24 protein-coding genes are annotated in these 22,910 nt (G+C 48.6%); 15 read left to right on the top strand and 9 right to left on the bottom strand.

Annotation, left to right across the window (positions count from 1 at the left end; translation table 11 throughout):
- Nucleotides 1-648: 648 nt before the first annotated feature.
- Nucleotides 649-1,638, bottom strand: coding sequence for an MBL fold metallo-hydrolase (locus tag ABIC79_RS19860; protein WP_112152146.1), 990 nt, complete (start codon nt 1,636-1,638; stop codon nt 649-651).
- A 187-nt stretch (nt 1,639-1,825) separates the two neighbouring features.
- Here ABIC79_RS19860 and ABIC79_RS19855 point away from each other — a divergent pair, with 187 nt between their 5' ends.
- A complete protein-coding gene (locus tag ABIC79_RS19855; RefSeq protein WP_013576198.1) occupies nt 1,826-2,116 on the top strand; it encodes a hypothetical protein in 291 nt (96 codons plus the stop codon).
- A gap of 60 nt (nt 2,117-2,176) precedes the next feature.
- On the opposite strand, the gene ABIC79_RS19850 is transcribed toward ABIC79_RS19855, so the two are convergent.
- The 4 genes from ABIC79_RS19850 to mgrB all read right to left on the bottom strand — a co-directional run bounded on the left by ABIC79_RS19850 (nt 2,177) and on the right by mgrB (nt 3,543).
- On the bottom strand, nt 2,177-2,413 hold the full coding sequence (locus ABIC79_RS19850; RefSeq protein WP_013576199.1) for a DUF4060 family protein: 237 nt from the start codon (nt 2,411-2,413) through the stop codon (nt 2,177-2,179).
- A 135-nt stretch (nt 2,414-2,548) separates the two neighbouring features.
- The gene (locus ABIC79_RS19845; RefSeq protein WP_013576200.1) at nt 2,549-2,851 is read right to left on the bottom strand and encodes a phage protein NinX family protein; all 303 of its coding nucleotides are present in this window, start codon (nt 2,849-2,851) and stop codon (nt 2,549-2,551) included.
- A 149-nt stretch (nt 2,852-3,000) separates the two neighbouring features.
- Nucleotides 3,001-3,273, bottom strand: coding sequence for a YebO family protein (locus tag ABIC79_RS19840; RefSeq protein WP_013576201.1), 273 nt, complete (start codon nt 3,271-3,273; stop codon nt 3,001-3,003).
- Nucleotides 3,274-3,417: 144 nt separating this feature from the next.
- On the bottom strand, nt 3,418-3,543 hold the full coding sequence (gene mgrB / locus ABIC79_RS25675; protein ID WP_462139293.1) for a PhoP/PhoQ regulatory lipoprotein MgrB: 126 nt from the start codon (nt 3,541-3,543) through the stop codon (nt 3,418-3,420).
- Nucleotides 3,544-4,331: 788 nt separating this feature from the next.
- Here mgrB and ABIC79_RS19830 point away from each other — a divergent pair.
- The gene (locus ABIC79_RS19830; RefSeq protein WP_013576202.1) at nt 4,332-7,025 is read left to right on the top strand and encodes an autotransporter YaiT-related protein; all 2,694 of its coding nucleotides are present in this window, start codon (nt 4,332-4,334) and stop codon (nt 7,023-7,025) included.
- A gap of 183 nt (nt 7,026-7,208) precedes the next feature.
- The gene (locus ABIC79_RS19825; RefSeq protein ID WP_013576203.1) at nt 7,209-7,445 is read left to right on the top strand and encodes a YobH family protein; all 237 of its coding nucleotides are present in this window, start codon (nt 7,209-7,211) and stop codon (nt 7,443-7,445) included.
- A gap of 63 nt (nt 7,446-7,508) precedes the next feature.
- Here ABIC79_RS19825 and ABIC79_RS19820 read toward each other — a convergent pair whose 3' ends face one another.
- Nucleotides 7,509-7,754, bottom strand: a complete 246-nt coding sequence (locus ABIC79_RS19820; RefSeq protein ID WP_013576204.1) for a DUF2766 family protein — start codon at nt 7,752-7,754, stop codon at nt 7,509-7,511.
- Between the two features lie 201 nt (nt 7,755-7,955).
- Between ABIC79_RS19820 and ABIC79_RS19815 the strand changes: the two genes are divergently transcribed.
- The 3 genes from ABIC79_RS19815 to ABIC79_RS19805 all read left to right on the top strand — a co-directional run bounded on the left by ABIC79_RS19815 (nt 7,956) and on the right by ABIC79_RS19805 (nt 10,270).
- A complete protein-coding gene (locus tag ABIC79_RS19815) occupies nt 7,956-8,147 on the top strand; it encodes a YdfD/YebW family protein (protein WP_013576205.1) in 192 nt (63 codons plus the stop codon).
- Between the two features lie 127 nt (nt 8,148-8,274).
- Nucleotides 8,275-9,915, top strand: coding sequence for an ABC transporter substrate-binding protein (locus tag ABIC79_RS19810; RefSeq protein WP_013576206.1), 1,641 nt, complete (start codon nt 8,275-8,277; stop codon nt 9,913-9,915).
- A 139-nt stretch (nt 9,916-10,054) separates the two neighbouring features.
- Complete coding sequence (locus tag ABIC79_RS19805; protein ID WP_013576207.1) at nt 10,055-10,270, top strand: hypothetical protein; 216 nt, start codon at nt 10,055-10,057, stop codon at nt 10,268-10,270.
- 68 nt (nt 10,271-10,338) lie between these two features.
- On the opposite strand, the gene ABIC79_RS19800 is transcribed toward ABIC79_RS19805, so the two are convergent.
- The gene (locus tag ABIC79_RS19800) at nt 10,339-10,626 is read right to left on the bottom strand and encodes a hypothetical protein (RefSeq protein WP_013576208.1); all 288 of its coding nucleotides are present in this window, start codon (nt 10,624-10,626) and stop codon (nt 10,339-10,341) included.
- Between the two features lie 333 nt (nt 10,627-10,959).
- On the opposite strand from ABIC79_RS19800, the gene ABIC79_RS19795 reads away from it, so the two are divergent.
- Nucleotides 10,960-11,157 (top strand): hypothetical protein, encoded by a 198-nt coding sequence (locus ABIC79_RS19795; RefSeq protein WP_041673231.1) that lies wholly within the window; start codon nt 10,960-10,962, stop codon nt 11,155-11,157.
- A gap of 152 nt (nt 11,158-11,309) precedes the next feature.
- Here the strand turns inward: ABIC79_RS19795 and ABIC79_RS19790 are convergent, their stop codons facing one another.
- Nucleotides 11,310-11,831 (bottom strand): anti-virulence regulator CigR family protein, encoded by a 522-nt coding sequence (locus ABIC79_RS19790; RefSeq protein WP_119261808.1) that lies wholly within the window; start codon nt 11,829-11,831, stop codon nt 11,310-11,312.
- 341 nt (nt 11,832-12,172) lie between these two features.
- Complete coding sequence (icd, locus tag ABIC79_RS19785; RefSeq protein ID WP_354568262.1) at nt 12,173-13,426, bottom strand: NADP-dependent isocitrate dehydrogenase; 1,254 nt, start codon at nt 13,424-13,426, stop codon at nt 12,173-12,175.
- A 132-nt stretch (nt 13,427-13,558) separates the two neighbouring features.
- On the opposite strand from icd, the gene rluE reads away from it, so the two are divergent.
- The 8 genes from rluE to ABIC79_RS19745 all read left to right on the top strand — a co-directional run bounded on the left by rluE (nt 13,559) and on the right by ABIC79_RS19745 (nt 21,981).
- Nucleotides 13,559-14,185 carry a 23S rRNA pseudouridine(2457) synthase RluE gene (rluE, locus tag ABIC79_RS19780; protein ID WP_037037377.1) on the top strand — a complete coding sequence of 209 codons (627 nt, stop codon included), beginning with the start codon at nt 13,559-13,561 and terminating at the stop codon, nt 14,183-14,185.
- Nucleotides 14,178-14,624: an NUDIX hydrolase gene (locus ABIC79_RS19775; RefSeq protein ID WP_013576212.1), complete on the top strand. Its 447-nt coding sequence runs from the start codon at nt 14,178-14,180 to the stop codon at nt 14,622-14,624. The genes rluE and ABIC79_RS19775 overlap by 8 nt, the downstream gene beginning before the upstream one ends.
- A 236-nt stretch (nt 14,625-14,860) precedes the next feature.
- Nucleotides 14,861-15,970, top strand: a complete 1,110-nt coding sequence (gene mnmA, locus ABIC79_RS19770; protein WP_013576213.1) for a tRNA 2-thiouridine(34) synthase MnmA — start codon at nt 14,861-14,863, stop codon at nt 15,968-15,970.
- A 190-nt stretch (nt 15,971-16,160) separates the two neighbouring features.
- Complete coding sequence (hflD, locus tag ABIC79_RS19765) at nt 16,161-16,787, top strand: high frequency lysogenization protein HflD (RefSeq protein WP_013576214.1); 627 nt, start codon at nt 16,161-16,163, stop codon at nt 16,785-16,787.
- Between the two features lie 23 nt (nt 16,788-16,810).
- Entirely contained in the window at nt 16,811-18,181 is a 1,371-nt protein-coding gene (gene purB / locus ABIC79_RS19760; RefSeq protein WP_354568259.1) for an adenylosuccinate lyase, read from the top strand.
- Nucleotides 18,182-18,540: 359 nt separating this feature from the next.
- Nucleotides 18,541-19,215: a two-component system response regulator PhoP gene (phoP, locus tag ABIC79_RS19755; RefSeq protein WP_013576218.1), complete on the top strand. Its 675-nt coding sequence runs from the start codon at nt 18,541-18,543 to the stop codon at nt 19,213-19,215.
- Between the two features lie 26 nt (nt 19,216-19,241).
- Nucleotides 19,242-20,699: a two-component system sensor histidine kinase PhoQ gene (phoQ, locus tag ABIC79_RS19750; protein ID WP_013576219.1), complete on the top strand. Its 1,458-nt coding sequence runs from the start codon at nt 19,242-19,244 to the stop codon at nt 20,697-20,699.
- 160 nt (nt 20,700-20,859) lie between these two features.
- Nucleotides 20,860-21,981: a ribosomal protein uL16 3-hydroxylase gene (locus ABIC79_RS19745; protein WP_119261809.1), complete on the top strand. Its 1,122-nt coding sequence runs from the start codon at nt 20,860-20,862 to the stop codon at nt 21,979-21,981.
- Nucleotides 21,982-22,910 lie beyond the last annotated feature (929 nt).

Below are 22,910 nucleotides of genomic sequence, written 5' to 3'. Positions count from 1 at the left end.
GTGCAAAACAAACAGTGAAAATCAATAAATGCACCTTAACTGTGCGCCTGTACTTCCTGCCTGATAATAGCCCAAACCCAACCGGCTTCAGGCAAAATGAATTCCAAATTACGACACCCGGTAATGACTATTTTTTATCGTGGTGATTTTGACAATATAATGAATTAAAGTTTGCGAGTTGGTTAAAACAACATAACAGTTTGCCGATACTCCCGGCCGCCTTATTCAAATACTAAATATCCATATGAAAAACTAATATTAATTACCGTGATCAAAATCCCATATCAGCTTTCTATTCATACTCAGATCACGCTGAAATCGTCTCATTACCTGCCAGAAGCCAACCACGATAGTCTGACAGACAACCCGCCTGCGTTGCAGGCAGGCGAAGCGCAGTTCAATGCCCTGTTTAGCAACAAAAAAATCCATTTTTTCTGACAAAAAGAAGTCTCTCCGCGCTTACAAAAAACATTCTGTTTTGATAAAGATGAATTGAGCAGGTAATTAATCTATCTGACCTAATAATTAACATTCACATAACACACACGAAGTGTAAGTGTTATAAAAAATGTCACCCAACTGATAATACTTCTCATTTCATAGGTGAAGTAGCTACTTATATATTCCCAATACCGGTGGAAATGATATTCAATCTTTAGAAATGCTTGCGCCAATTTTTAATGGTTTAAATTCCATTTCAGGCGATTCACTTTGACTTATGGCTTCCGCTAATTCAATCAGTGGCTGATCCAGTGATTCATCGGCTAATTCAAAAACCCCCCAATGAATGGGAACCGCCTTTTTACAACACAGCTCAGTAAACACAGCCACAGCCTGTTGAGGGTCCATATGTTGCGCACGCATGAACCATCTTGGTGCATAGGCGCCGACAGGAATTGCGGCTAAATCGAAAGGTCCCAGACGTTGTCCAATTATTTCAAACTGATTGCTGTACCCGCTGTCGCCGGAAAAAAAGAACCGCAAACCGGGATGGCTGACCACCCATCCACACCAGAGAGACCGGTTTCGATCCCATAATGTCCGCATACTCCAGTGGCGCGCCGGCACAGCTGAAAACTTCAGCTCACCAAACTGCTGCTCATCCCACCAGTCGAGTTCCTCGATGTATCGTGCCCCGCGCCGCTCCAGCCAACGCTTTATGCCCAAAGGCACCATAAATTGCACTTCCGGGAAACGTCGCAATAGCTTGCGGACCGTCGCGCTGTCGAGATGGTCATAATGATTGTGGGATAACAGAACAACATCAATCGGTGGAAGTTCTTCTACCGTCACAGCAACCGGCGTTTTTCGCTCAGGCCCGTAGAAACTGAATGGCGAAGCACGATGAGACAATGCAGGATCCATCAGGATATAGCGCCCGGCAACACGCAGCAATAAACAGGCATGTCCTAAAAACCATAAACGATCATCAGACCCGCTGAAGTCGGCAACCTGCCACCACTGGCTGACAAAATGTTCGTAACCTTTCGCCGGAGGCGCAGGCAGGCGAAGTTCCTTGCGCTCTTTCCTCCAGCGCTTGAGATCACCCTCCTGCCGGTCATGGGGTTCGGCATTGGTAAAACCATCCGGTGTGTGATGTGTTTTTGACGGGTCGTAAAAGGGATTTTTACCTGACATAAGGCTCCATGAGATCACTATTTTATCGGCGGCAGCGTAAAGCCATGAGGCAGATTAATTAGCATACTTATTGAGCGCACTACAGATCGAAAGTGAAAAATTATGTGGCAGTTCAGCCACTACGTGGGGTTAAGAAAATCTTAATAACTTCATGTTTAACTGATGATGTTCAAAAAGGAGATTATTTATGACCAGGAACACAACAAAAGACCGCAAAACCTTTGCGTCAAGGCTGACCCATATTATGCAGATCCAGGCACAATATGGACGTTTATGGCTGCGTTCCCGCTTTCGCCGGATGACCGTTCCGACCTCAGTAAAGATTTTCCTTCTCGCCCTGCTGGGGCTGACGGCGTTAGCCATCACCGGAACATTGCTGTTGATCCTCGATGTCATCGCACTGATGCTATCTGTTATGAAACGGCCTTTTCAGCGGGGTAACCTCCGGCAGCGTTATCTGATGAGAAAGCCTGTATAACGAAAAACCGTGGCGGATATCTCCGGCACGGTTTGAAGTTACAGGAATACTTCCCGATTATCAGGCAGGCATACCACAAAGTTTGGTGAGATTTCTGGCACCGATCATGAGGGTGGCAACATAGGATTGTCTGCGGGTCACAACTTCGACCGCAACACGCGCATCTTTATATTTGATGAGATAGGTGGAAGGCCAGCCCTGCCGGCGTTTGCCGTAGGCTTTTTCATGACTGTCGATAGCTGCATGAGCAACCACCAGATGGGAGAGAGTTTTATCACCTTTAATGATGCGCTTCATAATGGACTCCGCCTTAGACACAACTGTCAAAATGAGGAAACATTAATCACTTGATACGCATCGCTTTATGCGACGCTTATTCGAATCACTTCTTTGCAAAACTTTGTCACTATCTGAGTATCTCTGCGCTTTTGTTTATACGCAAGTCTTACTAAGCAGGAAACATACCATAGCGGCACGAAGGGGACGTTTGCTTTGCGCCTGCCATTGGCCTTGAGGACTGCTGATTTCAGCAAGCCAGAGAGGATTGCTTTGCAACTCTTTAAAATTAATGCTGATTTTGTTGGCGCAAATGATCGGCCACGCATCGGAGGGGTTGTTGCAATAATCTTTGCCTTTCATTCCGCCATAGGGATACCACTTCTCAGGTTCCTCTCCGGTCAGTAAGGCTATGTTGTGGTTCACTTCACTGTCGTTTTCTTCAGACCATTTGATCATCAGTTATTCCATCCTGCAAGGCACATGCGTGGAGACTACCGGAGGAATAAGACAGTTTTATGAAGGAAGATCAGAGAGGAAGAGAAGGAAAGATATGCACGCCGCGTATCAACGAAAAACCCGCCGGAAGGCGGGTTAACAAAACAACATTATCTTTCAGGAATAAAACCACGCAGGCTGAGCGCAGAGTCATCGTCTGCCTCAACAGAAGACACATTGCCCTTTGCCTGTGCAGCCAGAATTTTAAGTAATTCGGTCTGCTGGCGTTGCTGCTCAGCGATCTCCTGTAACAGAGCAATCTGTTCATTTGCCCTGACACTGGCACGGCTAACGAAAAACCATACCAACAGAAATAACAGTGCTGAAAGTGCACACAGCACCAATGAGGCCAGGCTGTTTTGGCCCATTGCGAAATCAAACATTGACTACCCTACCACTGAATGTTCAGAGCGTTCATCTTACCATCCCCGACAGGCCAGGGAAGCTATTCGCAAAAAAACAGGGTTTTCTTACTCCCCCGCAATCAGCGCAAGCATTGAGCAAAAAGTCATTCAGGCAGGCATCCGCTAAAAAGGAATGAATGAGGTGATGGCACATACGCCCAGATCAAAGTTGCCCCCCTGATCACAGTAACTGTTTAACGCCAGCAGATACAGGCCGATGCAGATGAGCAGAAAAAGAACGAACGTAATGATCCTTCGGACATTGAAAACAGGCTTTTTCAATTTAATGGCAGGTCTCTTTTGGTTTAAAAAGCGTCTATCAGGGCTCAAAGGCGACGTCCGGCATTTGACTGAACAGAAGGACATAGTACGACGAATATCCTAAACAACGATATAACGAAAGTACGGCTTTTACACGTGATACAACGTGTAATAATCACCTACGTAAATCAAACAATAAAATGTATAAACTTTATCTATAAATAGCAGGTAATGCTTGTTTGATCCTGGTCAAGCAAAGTAATGTTTACTCCGCTGCATTTCTGATAACTCTCATACAATAATTTCTATAAAATAGACATTTTAATAAAAACCATAACCCTATTTATTAAGAAAGGAACAGAACGTGAAATAATGCATTAATTCTCGCAAGGCTCATGACAGAAACCTGACTCCTGTTTCGGGTGCTGACAAGATAAGCGGGATTACGCCTTGCGTTATATCCACAAGGCCGGAAGAACACAAGCCTAATAGCAGTAAAATTATATAATGACTTTATAATTATTATTCAGAAACCGTTAAAGAAATTACTTTCATTATGGTTGCCAAATAAATCCAATAATATTACTCCCGCCGTTAAAATAATTTAATTTTAGTGAGTATTCTCAGGAACTTCTTTGTTGAATTATACCACCCATTAAAATATCATCCCGCCGTCGAACAGTTCTTCTGTCTCTTCGGTTATATAAATGAAAGCATAGTGGCTGAATTAATTTCAGCTGATTCATGCTGACTATTTTTTGTTGAGGGATTAATAAATGCATGCATGGAATAAAAAGTTCTTCGTTTCTAAAATAGCGCTGGCCTGCGCTGTTGCAGTAACAGCACCTGCCGCAATATCAGCTGATATTTCTGGCACCGTATACGATACGTTCTATCATGACTCCACTCTGGCGGGTCATATCGGCTATCGTGGATATGTGGATAACGACGGCGCAGATAACGGTTACGTTGGCGGAGACATCTACTCTTCAATCAATAACGCTGTGGTTAACGGCGTTATTTCCACTCATTATCTCGGTTTTGATAGCAATAACAGCAACACGCTGAATATCACCAATACTACTGTCAACGGCATGATCACTTCTGAGTGCATGACGAGCGATTGCGGTACAACCCGTAATGAATATGATCAGTCACCTTTGCAGCTGACTATTGATAACTCCACCATTAACGATACTTACGAACACTTCGATTACGACGTTACTGATGCTAACAACGTTCGGGATCATGAAACCCTGAACACCTTTGACAAGGGCGTTGCGGTGACATTGGATCAGGAAAGTGACATCGTTATTAAAAATAACTCTCACGTCGCGGGCATTGCGCTGACGCAAGGCTACGAATGGGTTGATACTGACGTAAATAATGGCAATACTTTTGATAATACCCTGACAGTTAATGATTCCGTGCTGACTTCAGGTTCTTATACAGAATTGCAGACCAGCGGTTTCTACGGCCAGTCTGATAAGCCAAGCGATTACGGTAATATCAGCGCTGCCGGTACTCAGGCTGACGATATCGCGTTATCTGTTGTTGCCAGTGCCACCGCAGATAACGCAATGAAAACCCATGCCGTATTCAATAATTCAACCATTACCGGTGACGTCGCTTTTGTCAGCACCTTCGACGAGAACTATTACGTCGGCGGTCATGACAGCAATGCGGATGGCGTGCTGGATACCAATGGCTGGGATGATACAGACGAACTGAATCTGACGCTGGATAATGGCAGCAAATGGGTTGGCGCAGCTATCTCAAATGTTCAGATGGATTCAGCCCTCTATAACCGCAGCACCAACAGCATCTGGCCTTACTCTGTCTTCAGCAGTACCAATGGCTATCTGGTTGGCGATGACGTTTATCAAAGCGGATTGTTTAATGTCGCGCTAAACAACGGTTCCGAGTGGGACACCACCAAATCATCCAACATTGACGATCTGACTGTTAACAACCGGTCTCAGGTGAATGTTGTTGAATCTGCCCTGCTGGCAGATCACATCTCCCTCACCAATGCATCAACCCTGAAAATTGCCGCGCACGGCGGCGTTAAAACCGATGTGTTGAACCTGAACTCAGGCAGCCAGGCATCATTGACCGAAGAAACTGCGTCTCTCTACGCCAACACCATCATTGTGGGCAGCGGTTCTGAGCTGAACTTAGGTTTAGGTCAGGTTGATACACATAACATGGTTCTGACCGATAACGGTACTTTCGATATCGGTAGCCGTGAATATGTTCTCAACTCTGATTTGAACAACGCACGCGACAAAACTGCCGCTGACTATGTTTATGATCAGGGCACTATCGGCATTAACTCAGACGGTCATCTGGCCGTTAATGGCGTGACCAACGGTAATTATCAGGTACGCATCGATAACGCGACAGGTGAAGGCCAGGTTGCTGATTATCAGAATAAAGAGCTGATCCGCATCTACGGCGGCAATGCGACCTTTAACCATGCTAACACCGCTGATCTGGGTGCTTATAAATATCAGGCTGAGCAGTACGGCGATACTGTCGTGCTGGCAAAACAAGGCATTACCTCTACTGCAAATGCGGCCCTGAGCCTGCCTTCTTCCAATGCGGCAACATGGCATATGGAACAAGACACCTTAGAAAACCGCATGAATAGTTCGCGTCACACCCAGGGCAATGATAAAGGCGGTGTGTGGGTTAACTACTTCGGCGGTCAGCAAAACGGTGACAACGGCGTGATTGATTACGATCAGGACGTTAATGGCATCATGGTGGGTTTGGATAAAGTGACCGAAGGTGGCGGTGAACGCCAGTGGCTGGTCGGTATGGCGGCAAGTTTCGCAAAATCCAGCCTGTCTATGGATGATGCCGATGCGGATACTGACAGCCAGTCAGCACGCGTTTACTCAAGCCTGGACTTCAATAATGGCGCATTCTTCGATACTTCTCTGAGCTACAGCCACTTCAGCAACTCAACAGAAAGCACCATGAGCAACGGTCAGCAAGTATCAGGTGATAACTCGACTGATGCATGGGGCTTTGGTCTGAAACTGGGTTATGACTGGAAATTCGCTCCTCAGGCTTATTTGACACCATACGCAAGCATTACTGGCGTGTTTATCGGCGATGACGATTACAGCATGAGCAACAACATGCATGTCAGCGATCAGGCTTATGACAGCATGCGTTATGAGCTGGGTGGTAATCTGGGTTATACCTTCGACCTGGGTGCAGATCAGGCAATTAGCCCGTACGGCACACTGGCGTATGTGTATGAAGATGCTAACAACGATGCAAACATCAATGGCGACCGTATCGACAACGGCGTTGATGGTTCTGCTGTCCGCGTTGGTTTAGGCGGTCAGTTCGACATGAGCAAAAACTTCACCGTTTACGCAGGGGCTAACTACCTTGGCGGCAGCGATGTTGACCAGCCTTGGGCAGCAAACCTGGGTATGAAATACCGCTGGTAACTTGCCGGTCTGAATAACACTCTTCAGTAATTTTTTGGCCCCTTTTCAGGGGCCAATTTTTTTGGCATCTTCACGACTTTGCTGATTAGGATTCTGCTGCAGTGACATTTTCTGAAAAATAACTTCTACTATACTTATCAATATCCTGAATCGTTCAGGACGAGATGTTTAGGGAGTTACAGAATGGGAATAATTAAAACCGTTATCCTGCTGGCCGTCATTTACGCGATTTTTCTTTTTTCGGGTTATGGCGTGACGGTAGGCAGCAGTGAGAATGCCGCAGGACTGGGACTGAAATGCCAGTACTTAACCGCCAGAGGAATTGTAAGTTCGCAATATATTCACTCTGACAGTGGCGTCATCGGTGTTGCAAACTGCCCGATTTTCAAGCGGGTGGATGAAGTGGTCGACAACAAATAAAACAAATATTTTACCGCACTACATTATTGTCATGCCCGCGGATGCAGGCATGACAATTATTTATCAGCTGTCGTGCCTGGTAAATTTCAGCTCGATCAGTGAGATTGCTTTCTCGATAGCGCGCTTCGTCACAGGATCTGCACCGGCAGGATGCTTGCTGAAATCAATGCTTTTCAACTGATGAGACATCTTCTCGCGCACTTCTGCTGGCGCAATAATTTCAATCACATCCAGAATTTGTTTAATTACCAGCTGGCATGCAACCAGATCGGATTCGATTTCCTGTTCTCTGTTCAAAGACTCAGACATGAGCTGCTCCTTCCATAATGGTCATTCATAAAAATTATGGCCGCGAGGATATCACGCCCTTTCCTGAAATTCTCTTTTCTGCCACTTCACATTTTTTCGTCCGATAAAGACGGACAAATAAGCAGCAAACGCACCGCGTCGGATGTTGCCAGGGGCATAATGGTTCTATGCTTAACAGGATGACAAAAATGGAGATGCGCTATGTTCGCACTTGTTTTGACTATTTGTTATCTGGGCGGAGGATGTGAAGACTTAGTCGTTGATGCCTTTAATACTCAGAAACAATGCATGGTCGCGATGCATCAGCAAGGTTTACGCCAGGCTGGCTGTTACCCAATCGAAGATTTTATCGACGGCTACTGGATCCCTGCACATGAGAACGCTGACTACTGAACATTTGTGTCAGCATTCACACAGCGCGACAAAAAATGCCATAACGATTGCCAAAGTGTTCGAAGAACGGTATGAATACCCTGTTACTCATTGATATTTAACCATATTGACAGGGCAGGAAATGGCAATGACGATACGTAAAACTTATGGGTGCTTCAAAAAACTTCCTCTCGCACTCCTTTTCTCCGGCTCTTTCATGGCTTCTTTTGCTACCTACGCTGCGACCGTTCCCGCAGGTGTTGAACTGGCAGCCAAACAGGAAATTGTCCGCAACAACGGTAGCGAACCCGCGTCACTTGATCCGCACAAAGTGGAGAGCGACGTTGAATTCAATATCCTCAGCGATCTTTTTGCCGGACTGGTCACGGTAGATAACAAAGGCAATGCGCAACCTTCTCTGGCGGAGAGCTGGGAAACTAAAGATAACAAAACCTGGGTTTTCCATCTGCGCCCTGGAATCGTCTGGTCTGATGGTTCGCCCATCACCGCGCAGGATGTCATTTTCAGCTGGCAACGCCTTATAGACCCGAAAACGGCTTCACCTTATGAAACCTATCTTAGCAGTATGCATGTAATGAACGCCGGCGACATCATCAACGGCAAAAAGCCTGCTGAGCAACTGGGCATCAAAGCGCTGGATAAGCAGACGCTGGAAATTACCCTGGATCAACCGCTTTCCTATTTCCTTGGTATGCTGGCACACCCTTCTCTCTCCCCGATCAGTCAGGCAGATGTGGAGAAATACGGCGATAAGTGGACTCAGCCAGGCAATCTGATCAGCAGCGGTCCGTTTAAGCTTGATACATGGACGGTTAACGAACGCATCACGGCTGTCCGTAACCCGAACTACTGGGATAACGCACATACTGTCATCAACAAAGTCACTTATTTACCGATCGCTTCGGGGACTGCGGACGTTAACCGCTATAAAGCCGGTGAAATCGACATTACTTATACCGTCCCTTCCCCGCTGTTTGCATCGCTGAAAAAAGAGCTGGGTTCGCAAGTCCATGTCAGCCCTTATCTGGCCGTTTATTACTATGCAATGAACACGCAGAAGCCACCGTTTAACGATGTTCGCGTGCGTAAAGCGCTGAATCTGGCGATTGATAAGTCAATCATTGCCGATAGAGTCATGGGTCAGGGACAAACGCCAGCCTGGCATCTTTCTCCGGATAACACCGGCGGTTTTACTTTCGCCAAACCTAAAGAGGCCAGCCTGACACAGGAACAGCGTAACGAAGAAGCTAAAAAGTTGCTGACAGAAGCAGGTTTCGGTCCGAACCATCCGCTGAAATTCAACCTGCTGTATAACACTTCTGAAGCGCATCAGCGCATTGCGATTGCCGCCGCATCAATGTGGAAAAAGAATCTGGGCGTCGATGCTGTTTTACAGAATCAGGAATGGAAAACCATGCTGGATACCATGCATCAGGGCACATATGAAGTGGTGCGTTATGCGTGGATTGCAGACTATAACGAGCCGTCCACTTTTCTGAATACCCTGCGCACGGGTAACAGCGAGAACACGCCAAAATTCAGCAATGCCGCCTACGATAAGGCACTGGATGATGCGTTAAAAGCCACGGACAAAGCGGATGTGGGCAAAGCCTATCAGCAGGCGGAACAGGTGTTAACCGAGCAGTCGCCGGTCATTCCTTTGTATCACTACGTCAGCGCCCGTCTGGTCAAACCCTATGTGGGTGGTTTCAACGACAGCCTGCTCAATTACATTTATACCAAAGATTTGTATGTAATTAAGCATTAAGCTGCCTTCCTCTCCTTGCGGCGTGACTGCCTGAGGAGAGGCTTTTCAAATGCTACGCACCGCCCTTCTTCCTCTAACCCACTTGCCACGCGCCGCCCAGATGATAGATTGTACGTAAATCACACAAACGGGAGCCGTTATGAAATTCTCGGAAAGTGAGATCCAACCGCTCTGGGATGAAGTCGCGCGTATTATCGGTGATGGTGTCATTAAGATGCGCCACAGAGGAGAACCTCTGAGTGCCGATGCGCTGATTAATTATCTCGACGAGCAACTGGCCTGCGCGACGGGGGTCCAGCGCCGTATTATGCTGGGTGCAGCGATTAATATGCTCAAAGCCGACCGGCGTTGCTGATTGTGCGACACAACAAAACCTCGCAGCCTTTTCAGGCAACGAGTTACTTATCAATGATCCGTCAGTCGCTACTTAGATTGTGCCGCACGTCCCTGCGCAAATAAGAAAATGCGCTGGGTGATATCATCAGCGCCCAGAATATTCCCTTTCTGCTCCAGATTAGCTCTGGCATATGCCACATCATGAGCCTGATCGACCATGCTGATCACCCGGTCACGGGTTGGTTTATCCAGTATTCCCAGTAATGTTGTTAAAATCGCCTGATAAGCATTTGAAGCATAAGTCAGTTGTCTTTCACGTTGTTCCAGCGCGTCAATGCGAACCATCAGGGCCTGCAATTGCTCTTGATGCGTCATAGCAGCATCCTTCTTCACGGGTGGAAAATAACCGGAGACAGCGGAGAAAGCAGACCTCCGCCGGTTACTGAATATAAGTTTAGCAGACTTAAAAAAAGTGCAGTCCCTCGCCTTCTATATATAAAGTAAACCTTTGGTCAATGAGCCGTTAACTGCCTCGGCAGATGTAACCGGGATAAGCCACTCATGGCCGTCGGCAACCAGTTTCTCTTATCTGAAAAGTAACAGCAGCAGTACCTGCTTACAGATAGCAAAATGACAAACCGGGGCTGTTATGACATTTTCTGCCACAGCACTATGTGTTCATTTGGGAGAATTCAGTTGAAAAAAACGATGTTGAGTGCAGCCATTTTCAGCATGATGTTAGTGAGTTCATTTGCTCAGGCAGAAGGATGTCTCAAAGGGGCTGTGGCGGGGGGTGTAGTCGGTCATCTGAAACATCACGCTGTTCTCGGCGCGGTGGCAGGATGCGCTATTGGGCATCATCTCGCAGCACAAGCTAAAAAACAGCAGGTCGCGACCGCTAAATAAACAGCATCAGGGCCGCAGAATCCCCTGATGAAATAAGTTTCTGGTTATTCCTGAGCAGCGACCTTTTTCGGGATACCATTAATCGTCATCTTCATATTAGTTCAAATAAAAAGCCTCGCTAATGCGAGGCTTAAAAGAATGCTATGTCATTTTTAATCAAATACGCCATTGATAATCGTAGTGACAATTGCAGTACTCAGGGCAATGAGAACTAAATCATCCCCCACAGCTCGCCATTCATAACCAGGATAATACGGCAACTCGTTCAGCATTGAGGCCGGAACAGCTTTCCTGGCAATGCCCGGAGGCAATGGTTTGCCACGCATTAAATTTTTTGCGATTCCTGGTGGTAGAGCCTGATATCCGGTTAATCCATAGTTAACTGCGAGTGAACGGGCACGTGAGAAGCTTATATCTGACGAGACATGGTCTGGCTTACCATAATTTTTGCGATTCCCGGAGTGCTCAGATGATTTACCATTTCCCTGACCTTTATTGGCGTGGCCATTGCCGTTGCCATTGCCATTGCCATTGCTATTACCGTTGCTATTGCCGTTACCATTACTATTCCCATTCCCATTCCCATTCCCGGGATTAGCAAAAACGGGCGCTGACAGCACTGTCAGAGAAATAACCGCCGCCAGAGCAATCTGGAGTGTGCGACGCTTAAACATGATGGTTGTTCCTTGAGGTGAATGACACTTTTTAAATCTATGTGAGAAAACGCTCTTTCACAATCTCATGTATTCCTATTTTATATTTTTAAGACGATGTAAAGCTTAATAACGCTGTTCTCATTATTTATCAGGATCATCGCCCAAATTATTAATCAAATAGCTCTCATGTTTTCACGGACAAAGACTGCAGGAAAGGTTTGTGGTTCTGACTATTTAAATCAGGTGTTTTCAGTCTGGGTTTGCAGAAGATTTTACAGGGGTTTTGCAGAAGAATTTTTGAAGGGATGAAAAACAAAGGGGGCGCGATGCCCCCGATGTCGATTTCAACAATTTCGCAATTACATATTTGCGATCATGTCGTCGGCAAACTCGCTACATTTGCGCAGCTTAGCGCCTTCCATCAGACGTTCGAAATCGTAAGTCACAGTTTTGGCAGCGATTGCGCCTTCCATGCCTTTGACGATCAGGTCTGCGGCTTCGAACCATTCCATATGACGCAGCATCATTTCTGCGGACAGAATGATTGAACCCGGGTTCACTTTGTCCTGACCGGCATATTTCGGTGCAGTGCCGTGAGTGGCCTCGAACAGTGCACAATCAGAACCGATGTTTGCGCCCGGTGCGATACCAATGCCGCCAACCTGCGCCGCCAGAGCGTCAGAAATGTAGTCACCGTTGAGGTTCATACAGGCGATAACGTCGTATTCAGCAGGACGCAGCAGGATTTGTTGCAGGAATGCATCCGCAATCACGTCTTTAATGATGATGTCTTTGCCGTTATTCGGGTTCTTGATTTTCACCCACGGGCCGCCGTCGATCAGCTCACCGCCGAACTCTTCGCGCGCCAGTTGGTAGCCCCAATCCTTGAAGGCACCTTCGGTGAACTTCATGATGTTGCCTTTATGAACCAGCGTCAGTGAATCACGGTCATTGGTGATGGTGTATTCAATCGCCGCACGAACCAGACGTTTGGTGCCTTCTTCGGAGCAAGGTTTGATACCAATACCGCATTCTTGTGGGAAACGGATTTTCTTCACGCCCATTTCTTCTTGCAGGAACTTGATCACTTTATCAGCTTCATCAGAACCGGCTTTCCACTCGATACCTGCGTAGATATCTTCAGAGTTCTCGCGGAAGATCACCATGTCGGTATCTTCAGGACGTTTCACCGGGCTTGGTGTGCCGGTGTAATAACGTACCGGACGCAGACAGATGTACAGGTCGAGTTGCTGGCGAAGTGCCACGTTCAGGGAGCGAATGCCGCCGCCAACTGGAGTTGTCAGTGGGCCTTTGATAGCAACACGGTAATCACGGATCAGATCGAGGGTTTCTTCTGGCAACCAGACATCTTTGCCGTACAGTTCTACGGATTTTTCGCCGGTGTAGATTTCCATCCAGGAGATTTTACGCTCACCTTTGTAGGCTTTCTGAACAGCCGCATCAACGACTTTGATCATGGCAGGCGTCACATCAACACCGATGCCATCACCTTCGATAAATGGGATAACAGGATTATTAGGAATGACCAGTTTACCCTGAGCGTCTACTGTAATCTTTTTACCTTCAGCCGGAACAACTACTTTGCTTTCCATTAACCTCTCCTTCGAGCGCATTTTTGTTAAAAATTTGTAAGATGCCGGTCGATATTACTCGAATATTTCTCGCTAGCCAATCCGAAACATTTTTCAAGTATAATGCGCTAATTCTCTCTAACTTCAATGCCTATGAACCCGCTATCTTTTAAAAATCACAACGTTAAACGTTTCAGCAAAAGGCCGTCTAAAGCACAATCTGCCCCAAAAGGGCCAGTAAAGGTGATTCTTTTCAATAAACCGTTTGATGTGCTGCCACAATTCACTGATGAGGCGGGTCGTGCGACACTTAAAGATTACATTCCATTAACAGATATTTATGCCGCAGGCCGTCTGGATCGGGACAGCGAAGGTTTACTGGTGTTGACCAACGATGGCAAACTGCAGGCTGCGCTGACCCAACCCGGCAAGCGCACCGGTAAGATTTACTATGTCCAGGTCGAGGGCGAACCGGATGACGCCGCAGTGAAATCATTGCGTGAAGGCATCACGTTGAAAGACGGCCCGACGCTGCCCGCAGGTGCAGAGATTGTGCCAGAGCCGGAATGGCTGTGGGCGCGCAATCCGCCGATCCGCGAACGTAAATCTATCCCGACAGCGTGGTTAAAAATCACGTTATACGAGGGAAGAAACCGTCAGGTGCGCCGCATGACGGCTCATGTCGGTTTCCCGACATTGCGTCTGATCCGTTACAGCATGGGCGAGTTTACTCTCGGCGATTTACAACCCGGCCAATGGAAGGAAATTCCACATGTTTAAACCGCACGTTACTGTCGCCTGCATCGTTCAGGCACAGGGAAAGTTTCTGGTTGTCGAAGAAACCATTCACGGCAAAGTCACCTGGAATCAACCTGCCGGACATCTTGAAGCCAATGAGACCTTAGTCAGCGCCGCAAAACGCGAGCTGTATGAGGAAACCGGCATCCACGCCGAGCCGCAGTTTTTCCTGGGTTTACATCAGTGGCAGGCGCCGGACGATACGCCGTTCCTGCGTTTCGCTTTCGTGATTGATTTGCCTGAAATGCTGGAAACTGCGCCGCAGGACGATGATATCGACCAGTGCCGTTGGGTCAGCGCCGAAGAAATTATCGGCTCTGCGCAATTGCGCTCGCCGCTGGTGGCCGAAAGCATTCGCTGTTATCAGCAATCGCCGCGCTATCCTCTGGAAATTCTGCATAATTTCAACCTGCCGGAATAACACCCTCCCCCGGTTGTTGCCACGCGGTGAATCAGCGATGCAGCAACCGGCCCGACGTGATAAAATTTCGCGCTTCACGATTTACCTCGTGTAAAGCAGTACCTCTCTGTTCGGGTTTCTGTGGTGTTCGGGTTTTCTGTGAACTATGAGTTGCGCGCGGCCTTCATCCTCGTGGGACAAGCTTCAGAAAAACACCGTCAGTACCGGGCAATTAATTCATGCGTTTCGGGACTATTATGTCTGACAACAGCCAGAAAAAAGTGATCGTCGGGATGTCCGGCGGTGTCGATTCCTCTGTCTCTGCGTACCTTTTGCAACAGCAGGGTTACCAGGTCGAGGGCCTCTTCATGAAAAATTGGGAAGAGGATGATGACGAAGAATATTGCACAGCAGCCACCGACCTTGCGGATGCGCAAGCCGTGTGTGACAAGCTGGGTATCGAACTGCACACCGTGAATTTCGCGGCGGAATATTGGGACAACGTGTTCGAATTATTCCTTGAGGAATACAAAGCCGGACGCACGCCAAACCCGGATATCCTGTGCAACAAAGAGATCAAATTCAAAGCCTTCCTGGAATTTGCGGCTGAAGACCTGGGCGCGGATTATATCGCGACCGGTCACTACGTTCGCCGCCAGGATATCAATGGCGTCAGCCATTTGCTGCGGGGCATTGATGGCAATAAAGACCAGAGCTATTTCCTCTACACGCTCGGTCACGAACAGGTCGCACAAAGCCTGTTCCCGGTCGGTGAGCTGGAAAAACCGGAAGTTCGCCGCATCGCCGAAGAACTGGATTTGATCACCGCGAAGAAAAAAGACTCTACCGGCATCTGCTTTATTGGTGAGCGTAAATTCCGTGATTTCCTGGGCCGCTATTTACCGGCGCAACCGGGCGTGATCAAAAGCGTTGACGGTCAGGTGATGGGACAACATCAGGGTCTGATGTATCACACACTCGGTCAGCGTAAAGGTCTGGGCATCGGCGGGCAGAAAGACGGCAGCGAAGAACCGTGGTACACCGTCGAGAAGGATGTGGAAAACAACATTCTTTACGTCGCACAGGGCCACGAGCATCCGCGCCTGATGAATGTCGGTCTGATTGCTCAACAGTTGCACTGGGTGGATCGCAAAACGCTGACCGGCCCGCTCACCTGTACCGTGAAAACCCGTTACCGCCAGGAAGATATCCCGTGCGTAGTGACACCGCTCGGTGACGACCGCATCGAGGTGCGTTTCGATGCACCCGTTGCCGCCGTCACGCCGGGTCAGTCAGCGGTGTTTTATCTCGGGGAAGTGTGCCTCGGCGGGGGCGTAATTGAACAGCGTCTGCCGCTTCAGGCCTGATATCGGGTCAATATGTGATTGAATAAGGGACGCTTTCGGGCGTCCCGCTTTATTTCTGCCCGACTGTGACGCCCTGCACTGATTCCGAACTGTGTTTAGGGGCAGTTTTATGGCATGATCTGTCGCCATGAATTTGGGCTATTTCATTGTCACTGCGTCTCATCGTTTCAAAACGCTTACAGGAGTAAACGTGGCTAAAAATTATTACGACATTACGCTGGCTTTGGCGGGGATCTGTCAGGCAGCACGCCTGGTTCAGCAACTGGCACATGAAGGCCAATGCTCACAGCAAGAAATGTCAGTGTCACTGCGCAGCCTGCTGGAGATGAATCCGGCCTCGACGCTGGCAGTTTACGGTAATAATGAAGCCAATTTGAAGATGGGGCTTGAGACGCTGCTGGGCGTGCTGAACGCGAACCGCCAGGGACCGGGCGCTGAGTTAACGCGTTATGCGTTAAGCCTGATGGTGCTGGAGCGCAAGCTGTACGCCAACAAAGCCGCCATGAATCAGCTCGGTGAACGTATCGACCAGCTCGACCGTCAACTCGCGCATTTCGAACTGGAATCTGAAACGATGATCAGCTCTCTGGCCTCGATTTATGTCGACGTAGTCAGCCCGGCCGGTCCGCGTATTCAGGTGACCGGTTCACCGGCAATTTTGCAAAATTCGCAAGTGCAGGCAAAGGTCCGCGCCATTTTACTGGCCGGGATCCGCTCCGCGGTGCTGTGGCACCAGGTCGGCGGTGGCCGCCTGCAACTGATGTTTTCCCGTAATCGCTTGTTTGAACAGGCGAAGAATATTCTCGCTCATTGTTAATAAGATCCCAGGAGTTGCTACCGATGGAATTATCCTCACTGACCGCCGTTTCCCCCGTTGATGGACGCTACGGTGATAAAGTCAGCGCGCTGCGTACTATTTTCAGCGAATTTGGCCTGCTGAAATTCCGTGTGCAGGTTGAAGTACGTTGGCTGCAAAAACTGGCAGCCTGTGCAGAAATCAAGGAAGTTCCTGCTTTTGATGCCGACGCAAACGCTTTCCTCGACCAGATTGTGGCAAATTTTGATGTTAATGACGCACAGCGCATTAAAGATATCGAAAAAACCACCAATCATGATGTCAAAGCCGTTGAGTATTTCCTGAAAGAAAAAGTGGCTACGCTCCCTGCCCTGCATGCGGTGTCTGAATTCATTCACTTCGCCTGTACTTCTGAAGACATCAATAACCTGTCTCACGCACTGATGCTGCAAACTGCACGTCAGGATGTGGTGCTGCCGTACTGGAAACAGATTATTGATGCCGTGAAAGACCTGGCACACAAATACCGCGACATTCCGCTGCTGTCCCGTACCCACGGCCAGCCTGCTACGCCATCCACCATCGGTAAAGAACTGGCTAACGTCGCTTACCGTATGGATCGTCAGTTTAAGCAACTGCAAAATGTCGAAATCCTGGGCAAAATCAACGGTGCTGTCGGCAACTACAATGCTCACATCGTGGCGTATCCGGAAGTGAACTGGCACCAGTTCAGTGAAGAGTTCGTTACCTCTCTGGGCATTACCTGGAATCCGTACACTACCCAGATCGAGCCACACGACTACATCGCCGAACTGTTTGACTGCGTGGCGCGTTTCAATACCATCCTGATCGACTTCGACCGCGACATCTGGGGTTACATTGCCCTGAACCACTTCAAGCAGCGCACTATTGCAGGCGAAATCGGTTCTTCTACCATGCCGCACAAAGTGAACCCGATCGACTTCGAAAACTCCGAAGGCAACCTCGGTCTGTCAAATGCGGTATTGCAGCATCTGGCCAGCAAATTGCCGGTTTCCCGCTGGCAGCGCGACCTGACGGATTCTACTGTACTGCGCAACCTCGGCGTGGGTCTGGGCTATGCACTGATTGCTTATCAGGCAACCATGAAAGGCGTCAGCAAGCTTGAAGTGAACGAAGCGAATCTGGCGAACGAACTGGATCACAACTGGGAAGTACTGGCTGAACCTATCCAGACCGTGATGCGTCGTTACGGCATTGAAAAGCCTTACGAGAAGCTGAAAGAGCTGACACGCGGCAAGCGTGTTGATGCTGCCGGTATGCAGGCATTTATCGATTCACTTGAATTACCCGAAGACGAGAAAGCGCGTCTGAAAGCCATGACACCGGGCAACTACATCGGCCGCGCCACCACCATGGTTGACGAACTGAAGTAAGTTTTTGCTCTGCACGTCAAAAGGCGACCTTCGGGTTAATGCCGGTCACTTAAGCATTTTTATGAATACAAATTCATTTTTGTGCTTCAAAGGATAATGAAGGAATCAGGCTTATAGCGCTATTTTTCTTCATCGAAGGCCCAAATTCACGGGCCTCATTTCCTTAAGTGACCGGCATTAACCTTCGGGTCGCCTTTTTTATGCCACGCCTGGCGGAAGCCGCTTATAATTCGTTTAGGTTCTGTTGATGTTCGGCACACCTGCGTTGACCTGAGGTTGATTAAAATGTTTCTGAATCATTTACAATCGCACTCAGAATGTTTAATCCATTTTTCGCGCTGTCAGGATAAGGAATCACCATGCGAATTTTAGTCATTGAAGATAACGCACTGTTACGTCATCACCTCTCAGTACAGCTGCGGGAAATGGGCCATCAGGTCGATGCGGCAGAAGATGCCAAAGAAGCAGACTATTTTCTGCATGAGCATGCGCCTGATATCGCCATTGTTGACCTCGGCTTGCCTGGTGAAGATGGCCTGAGCCTGATCCGCCGCTGGCGAAGTCATCAGAACAATCTGCCGATTCTGGTGCTGACCGCCCGCGAAAGCTGGCAGGATAAAGTCGCAGTGCTGGAAGCCGGTGCGGATGATTACGTCACTAAGCCATTCCATCTGGAAGAAGTGCTGGCGCGCATGCAGGCGCTGATGCGCCGTAACAGCGGTCTCGCTTCACAGGTGATCACGCTGCAACCTTTCCAGATTGATCTGTCACGTCGTGAACTGACCGTCAATGAGCAGCCGATTAAACTGACCGCTTTCGAATACACGATTATCGAGACACTGATCCGCAATGCGGGAAAGGTGGTCAGCAAGGACTCTCTGATGCTTCAGCTCTATCCGGATGCCGAGCTGCGTGAAAGTCACACCGTCGATGTTCTGATGGGCCGTCTGCGCAAAAAACTGCAGGCAGAACACCCGGTTGATGTGATAACGACCGTACGTGGTCAGGGTTACCGTTTCGACATCAGGCCATAATCATCGTCATGTTCAAAGGACGCTTCATGAAAGGACGTCGTACCCGGAACCCCTTCTCCCTTCGCGTCCGCTTTATGATGGCGACCGCTGCGGTGGTACTTACCCTGTCGCTGGCCTACGGGCTGGTGGCCGTGGTGGGTTACATGGTGAGTTTCGACAAAACCGCCTACCGGCTCCTGCGCGGCGAAAGTAACCTCTTCTTCAGCCTTGCACAATGGCGCGACGGCAAGCTGACTATCAACGTTCCACCTGATCTCGACCTCAACACGCCGACGCTGGTGTTCATTTACGACGCAGACGGAAAACTGTTATGGGCCGAGCGCCGCATCCCTGAGCTCGAAGCGCATATCGATAAAGCGTGGATGAACAAACCCGGCTTCTATGAGCTGGATACCGACACGCAAATCAGCAGCGAAGTACTGGGCAACAACCCGCAAGCGCAGGATAAGTTGAAGGATTACGACGATACCGACGCCAACGCGATGACCCATTCCATTGCGGTCAATACCTATAATGCAACCTCGCGCCTGCCGGCGCTGAACATTGTGGTGGTCGATACCATTCCGCAGGAATTACAGCGATCTGATCTTGTCTGGGAATGGTTCAGCTATGTCTTACTGGCGAACCTGCTGCTGGTGGTGCCTTTGTTATGGCTGGCAGCTTACTGGAGCCTGAGGCCAATCAAAGAACTGATCCATCAGGTCGCCGAACTGGAAACCCACGAGCGGGAATCACTGGATGAAAACCCGCCACGTGAACTGCGCGGTCTGGTGCGTAACCTGAATATTTTGCTGCACGGGGAGCGTGGCCGTTATGATCGTTACCGCACCACGCTGGCTGACCTGACGCACAGCCTGAAAACGCCGCTGGCTGTCTTGCAGTCCACCCTGCGTGCACTGCGCAATGGTAAACAGATGACCATTGAAGATGCCGAGCCGGTGATGCTTGAGCAAATCAGCCGCATCTCACAGCAGATTGGCTATTACCTGCATCGCGCGACATTGCGCTCCGAACAAAACCTGCTGATCCGTGAAGTTCACTCCGTCCCGGCGATCCTCGACGGATTATGTTCGGCGTTGAATAAGGTTTATCAGCGTAAAGGCGTGGTGATCACGGTGGATATTTCACCGGAAATCACCTTTGTGGGCGAAAAAAATGACTTCATGGAAGTGATGGGTAATGTGATAGACAACGCCTGCAAATACTGTCTGGAGTTTGTCGAAATCAGTGCCGTCCATACCGAGAATCAGTTGGTGATCCTGATTGAAGACGATGGCCCGGGTATTCCGGTAAGTAAGCGCGAGGTGATTTTCCAGCGCGGGCAGCGGGCAGATACCTTGCGTCCGGGACAAGGGCTGGGGTTATCGCTCGCCAACGACATCATTGAACAGTACGACGGCAAAATTATCATTGGTGACAGCCCGCTTGGCGGCGCCAGCATGCGCGTTTGTTTTGGTCTGCAACAAGGCATTGAACTGGAATAACGTTCTCCCCCGATTATTTTGCCAGCAAATTTCGGCGCAATCTTAAGCATAGTGCGAAATTTGCTGGCAATTGCCCAACTCAGCCGCAACACCTTCCGTTATAATCATTTACAGACTCTTCTCTTCCTTATCACCCTCCATTTAATGCAAGGGAAATACTATGGATTACCAACTCGACCTAGACTGGAATGATTTCCTGCAGCGTTACTGGCAAAAGCGTCCTGTGGTGTTAAAACGCGGCTTTAAAAATTTCGTCGATCCGATCTCTCCGGACGAACTGGCTGGTCTGGCGATGGAAAATGAGGTGGACAGCCGTCTGGTGAGCAATGAGGACGGCAAGTGGAATGTCAGCCACGGGCCGTTTGAAAGTTACGATCATCTGGGTGAAACGGGCTGGTCAGTTCTGGTTCAGGCGGTCGACCACTGGCATGAACCCTCTTCCCATCTGATGACGCCATTTCGCCACATTCCTGACTGGCGCATGGACGATTTGATGATTTCCTTCTCGGTGCCCGGCGGTGGTGTTGGCCCGCATCTGGATCAGTACGACGTATTTATTATTCAGGGCACTGGCCGCCGCCGCTGGCGTGTGGGCGAGAAAGTCGCCATGAAACAACATTGCCCGCATCCTGATTTGCTGCAGGTCGAGCCGTTCGAGGCGATTATTGATGAAGAACTGGAACCGGGCGACATCGTCTACATTCCGCCGGGCTTCCCGCACGACGGCTATTCGCTGGAAAACTCCCTCAACTATTCCGTCGGTTTCCGTGCGCCAAACGCCCGTGAGATGGTCAGTGGTTTTGCAGATTTCGTGCTTTCCCGCGAGCTGGGCAGCCACCGTTACAGCGATCCGGAACTGGTTGAACGTGAACATCCGGCCGAAGTACAACCGGCTGAGCTGGATAAACTGCGCGGCATGATGCTGGATCTGATTGATAATCCGGCGCATTTCAACAGCTGGTTTGGCGAGTTTATTTCCCAGTCGCGTCATGAGCTGGATCTGGCACCGCCGGAACCGCCTTATCAGCCGGGTGAAATTTATGAACTGCTGGAGTCGGGTGAAACGCTGGAACGTCTGGGCGGTCTTCGCGTGCTGCGCGTGGGTGATACCTGTTACGTCAACGGCGAAGCCATGACCACGGAACATATCGCTGCGGTGGATGCGATTGCCCGCCATAAAACCGTAACCAAAGACATGCTTGGCGATGCGCTGGACGATCCTTCATTCCTTGCGCTGCTGTCTGCGCTGGTAAACAGCGGTTACTGGTACTTTAACGACTGATATTAAGAGCTATTTAATCTTATTATTAATACAGGATGCTTCGGCATTCTGTATTAATTAAGAAATTTAATATTTTAGTTATTAATGGCTAACCGGTAAAGAATAGTTAATTCACATTAGTCAACATCTTTTAAACTTTATAATCAGGGAATATATTTCATTACCAACACCCGGTTATTAAAGGCCAGACATATTCTTCACACAGTTGTTCACGAAAAAAAATGAGTTAACTCAAACCCATACCTTTGCCTGTTATCCCCTCCCGAAACCTGAAGCAAGAAAATCCGAGCTCTACATAAATCGAAATATCTCACCTGAAATAACTCGAAGATTATACGATACAATTAATAAGCACATAGTTCGAGACATCCGCAGGTTTGGTAAGTCCGCCATGAATCCGAGTATGCTGGCCGATTTCTCCCGAATGAGTTATTTTATTGATAACAAAAAATATCCGTTCCTGGTAATGACATTCAATCTAAAACTAACTTTTCCACTCAGATCGTTGAACCCAAATATCCAATGGATTCAGGAATATATCGGCTCGCTGTCTTCTTTCCTGCATCAGGGTATTTTTCCTGATTTTTTTGTGCTGTGGATAACTGGAAGGCCAGTGATGACCGCAAGTAGGAAATCGCTATGGTTCTCTGGAGAGAAATAGAACCGCCACCAGCTTTTATATCTCCAGCACAGGCATGATTAAGTTAGTTACTCAGGCACATATTTCAAACATTCTACTCAGAAATAACAACATTAGGATGGTGGATAAAAAACGTAGCCAGTTTCACTTACAGCTCTCATGCCGGGCAGTAGCCATGCCAGACAAAGGTTGATCATATATGGACGCCCCGGGTGTTACAAGTACTGGTTCGATACGGTTTGCGACCATATATCCGGCGTCGTTAGTGGGTTAATTTACCCGCGCCATG

Origin of the sequence: Rahnella sp. 2050, assembly GCF_040544515.1 — a bacterium.
GTDB lineage: Bacteria > Pseudomonadota > Gammaproteobacteria > Enterobacterales > Enterobacteriaceae > Rahnella > Rahnella aceris.
The sequence above is the reverse complement of the archived record's forward strand: the minus strand, read 5'-3'. Positions and strand labels throughout refer to the sequence as shown.

What these genes read in the sequence shown, in the direction of transcription:
- ABIC79_RS19820 (WP_013576204.1), bottom strand. Translation starts at nt 7,754, where the DNA reads ATGTCTGAGTCTTTGAACAGAGAACAGGAAATCGAATCCGATCTGGTT.
- rluE (WP_037037377.1), top strand. Translation starts at nt 13,559, where the DNA reads ATGAACCCGCTATCTTTTAAAAATCACAACGTTAAACGTTTCAGCAAA.
- ABIC79_RS19805 (WP_013576207.1), top strand. Translation starts at nt 10,055, where the DNA reads ATGAAATTCTCGGAAAGTGAGATCCAACCGCTCTGGGATGAAGTCGCG.
- ABIC79_RS19855 (WP_013576198.1), top strand. Translation starts at nt 1,826, where the DNA reads ATGACCAGGAACACAACAAAAGACCGCAAAACCTTTGCGTCAAGGCTG.
- purB (WP_354568259.1), top strand. Translation starts at nt 16,811, where the DNA reads ATGGAATTATCCTCACTGACCGCCGTTTCCCCCGTTGATGGACGCTAC.
- ABIC79_RS19790 (WP_119261808.1), bottom strand. Translation starts at nt 11,831, where the DNA reads ATGTTTAAGCGTCGCACACTCCAGATTGCTCTGGCGGCGGTTATTTCT.
- ABIC79_RS19810 (WP_013576206.1), top strand. Translation starts at nt 8,275, where the DNA reads ATGACGATACGTAAAACTTATGGGTGCTTCAAAAAACTTCCTCTCGCA.
- ABIC79_RS19840 (WP_013576201.1), bottom strand. Translation starts at nt 3,273, where the DNA reads ATGTTTGATTTCGCAATGGGCCAAAACAGCCTGGCCTCATTGGTGCTG.
- ABIC79_RS19745 (WP_119261809.1), top strand. Translation starts at nt 20,860, where the DNA reads ATGGATTACCAACTCGACCTAGACTGGAATGATTTCCTGCAGCGTTAC.
- ABIC79_RS19825 (WP_013576203.1), top strand. Translation starts at nt 7,209, where the DNA reads ATGGGAATAATTAAAACCGTTATCCTGCTGGCCGTCATTTACGCGATT.
- ABIC79_RS19815 (WP_013576205.1), top strand. Translation starts at nt 7,956, where the DNA reads ATGTTCGCACTTGTTTTGACTATTTGTTATCTGGGCGGAGGATGTGAA.
- mnmA (WP_013576213.1), top strand. Translation starts at nt 14,861, where the DNA reads ATGTCTGACAACAGCCAGAAAAAAGTGATCGTCGGGATGTCCGGCGGT.
- ABIC79_RS19800 (WP_013576208.1), bottom strand. Translation starts at nt 10,626, where the DNA reads ATGACGCATCAAGAGCAATTGCAGGCCCTGATGGTTCGCATTGACGCG.
- ABIC79_RS19795 (WP_041673231.1), top strand. Translation starts at nt 10,960, where the DNA reads ATGTTGAGTGCAGCCATTTTCAGCATGATGTTAGTGAGTTCATTTGCT.
- phoQ (WP_013576219.1), top strand. Translation starts at nt 19,242, where the DNA reads ATGAAAGGACGTCGTACCCGGAACCCCTTCTCCCTTCGCGTCCGCTTT.
- phoP (WP_013576218.1), top strand. Translation starts at nt 18,541, where the DNA reads ATGCGAATTTTAGTCATTGAAGATAACGCACTGTTACGTCATCACCTC.
- ABIC79_RS19775 (WP_013576212.1), top strand. Translation starts at nt 14,178, where the DNA reads ATGTTTAAACCGCACGTTACTGTCGCCTGCATCGTTCAGGCACAGGGA.
- ABIC79_RS19830 (WP_013576202.1), top strand. Translation starts at nt 4,332, where the DNA reads ATGCATGCATGGAATAAAAAGTTCTTCGTTTCTAAAATAGCGCTGGCC.
- ABIC79_RS19845 (WP_013576200.1), bottom strand. Translation starts at nt 2,851, where the DNA reads ATGATCAAATGGTCTGAAGAAAACGACAGTGAAGTGAACCACAACATA.
- ABIC79_RS19850 (WP_013576199.1), bottom strand. Translation starts at nt 2,413, where the DNA reads ATGAAGCGCATCATTAAAGGTGATAAAACTCTCTCCCATCTGGTGGTT.
- ABIC79_RS19860 (WP_112152146.1), bottom strand. Translation starts at nt 1,638, where the DNA reads ATGTCAGGTAAAAATCCCTTTTACGACCCGTCAAAAACACATCACACA.
- icd (WP_354568262.1), bottom strand. Translation starts at nt 13,426, where the DNA reads ATGGAAAGCAAAGTAGTTGTTCCGGCTGAAGGTAAAAAGATTACAGTA.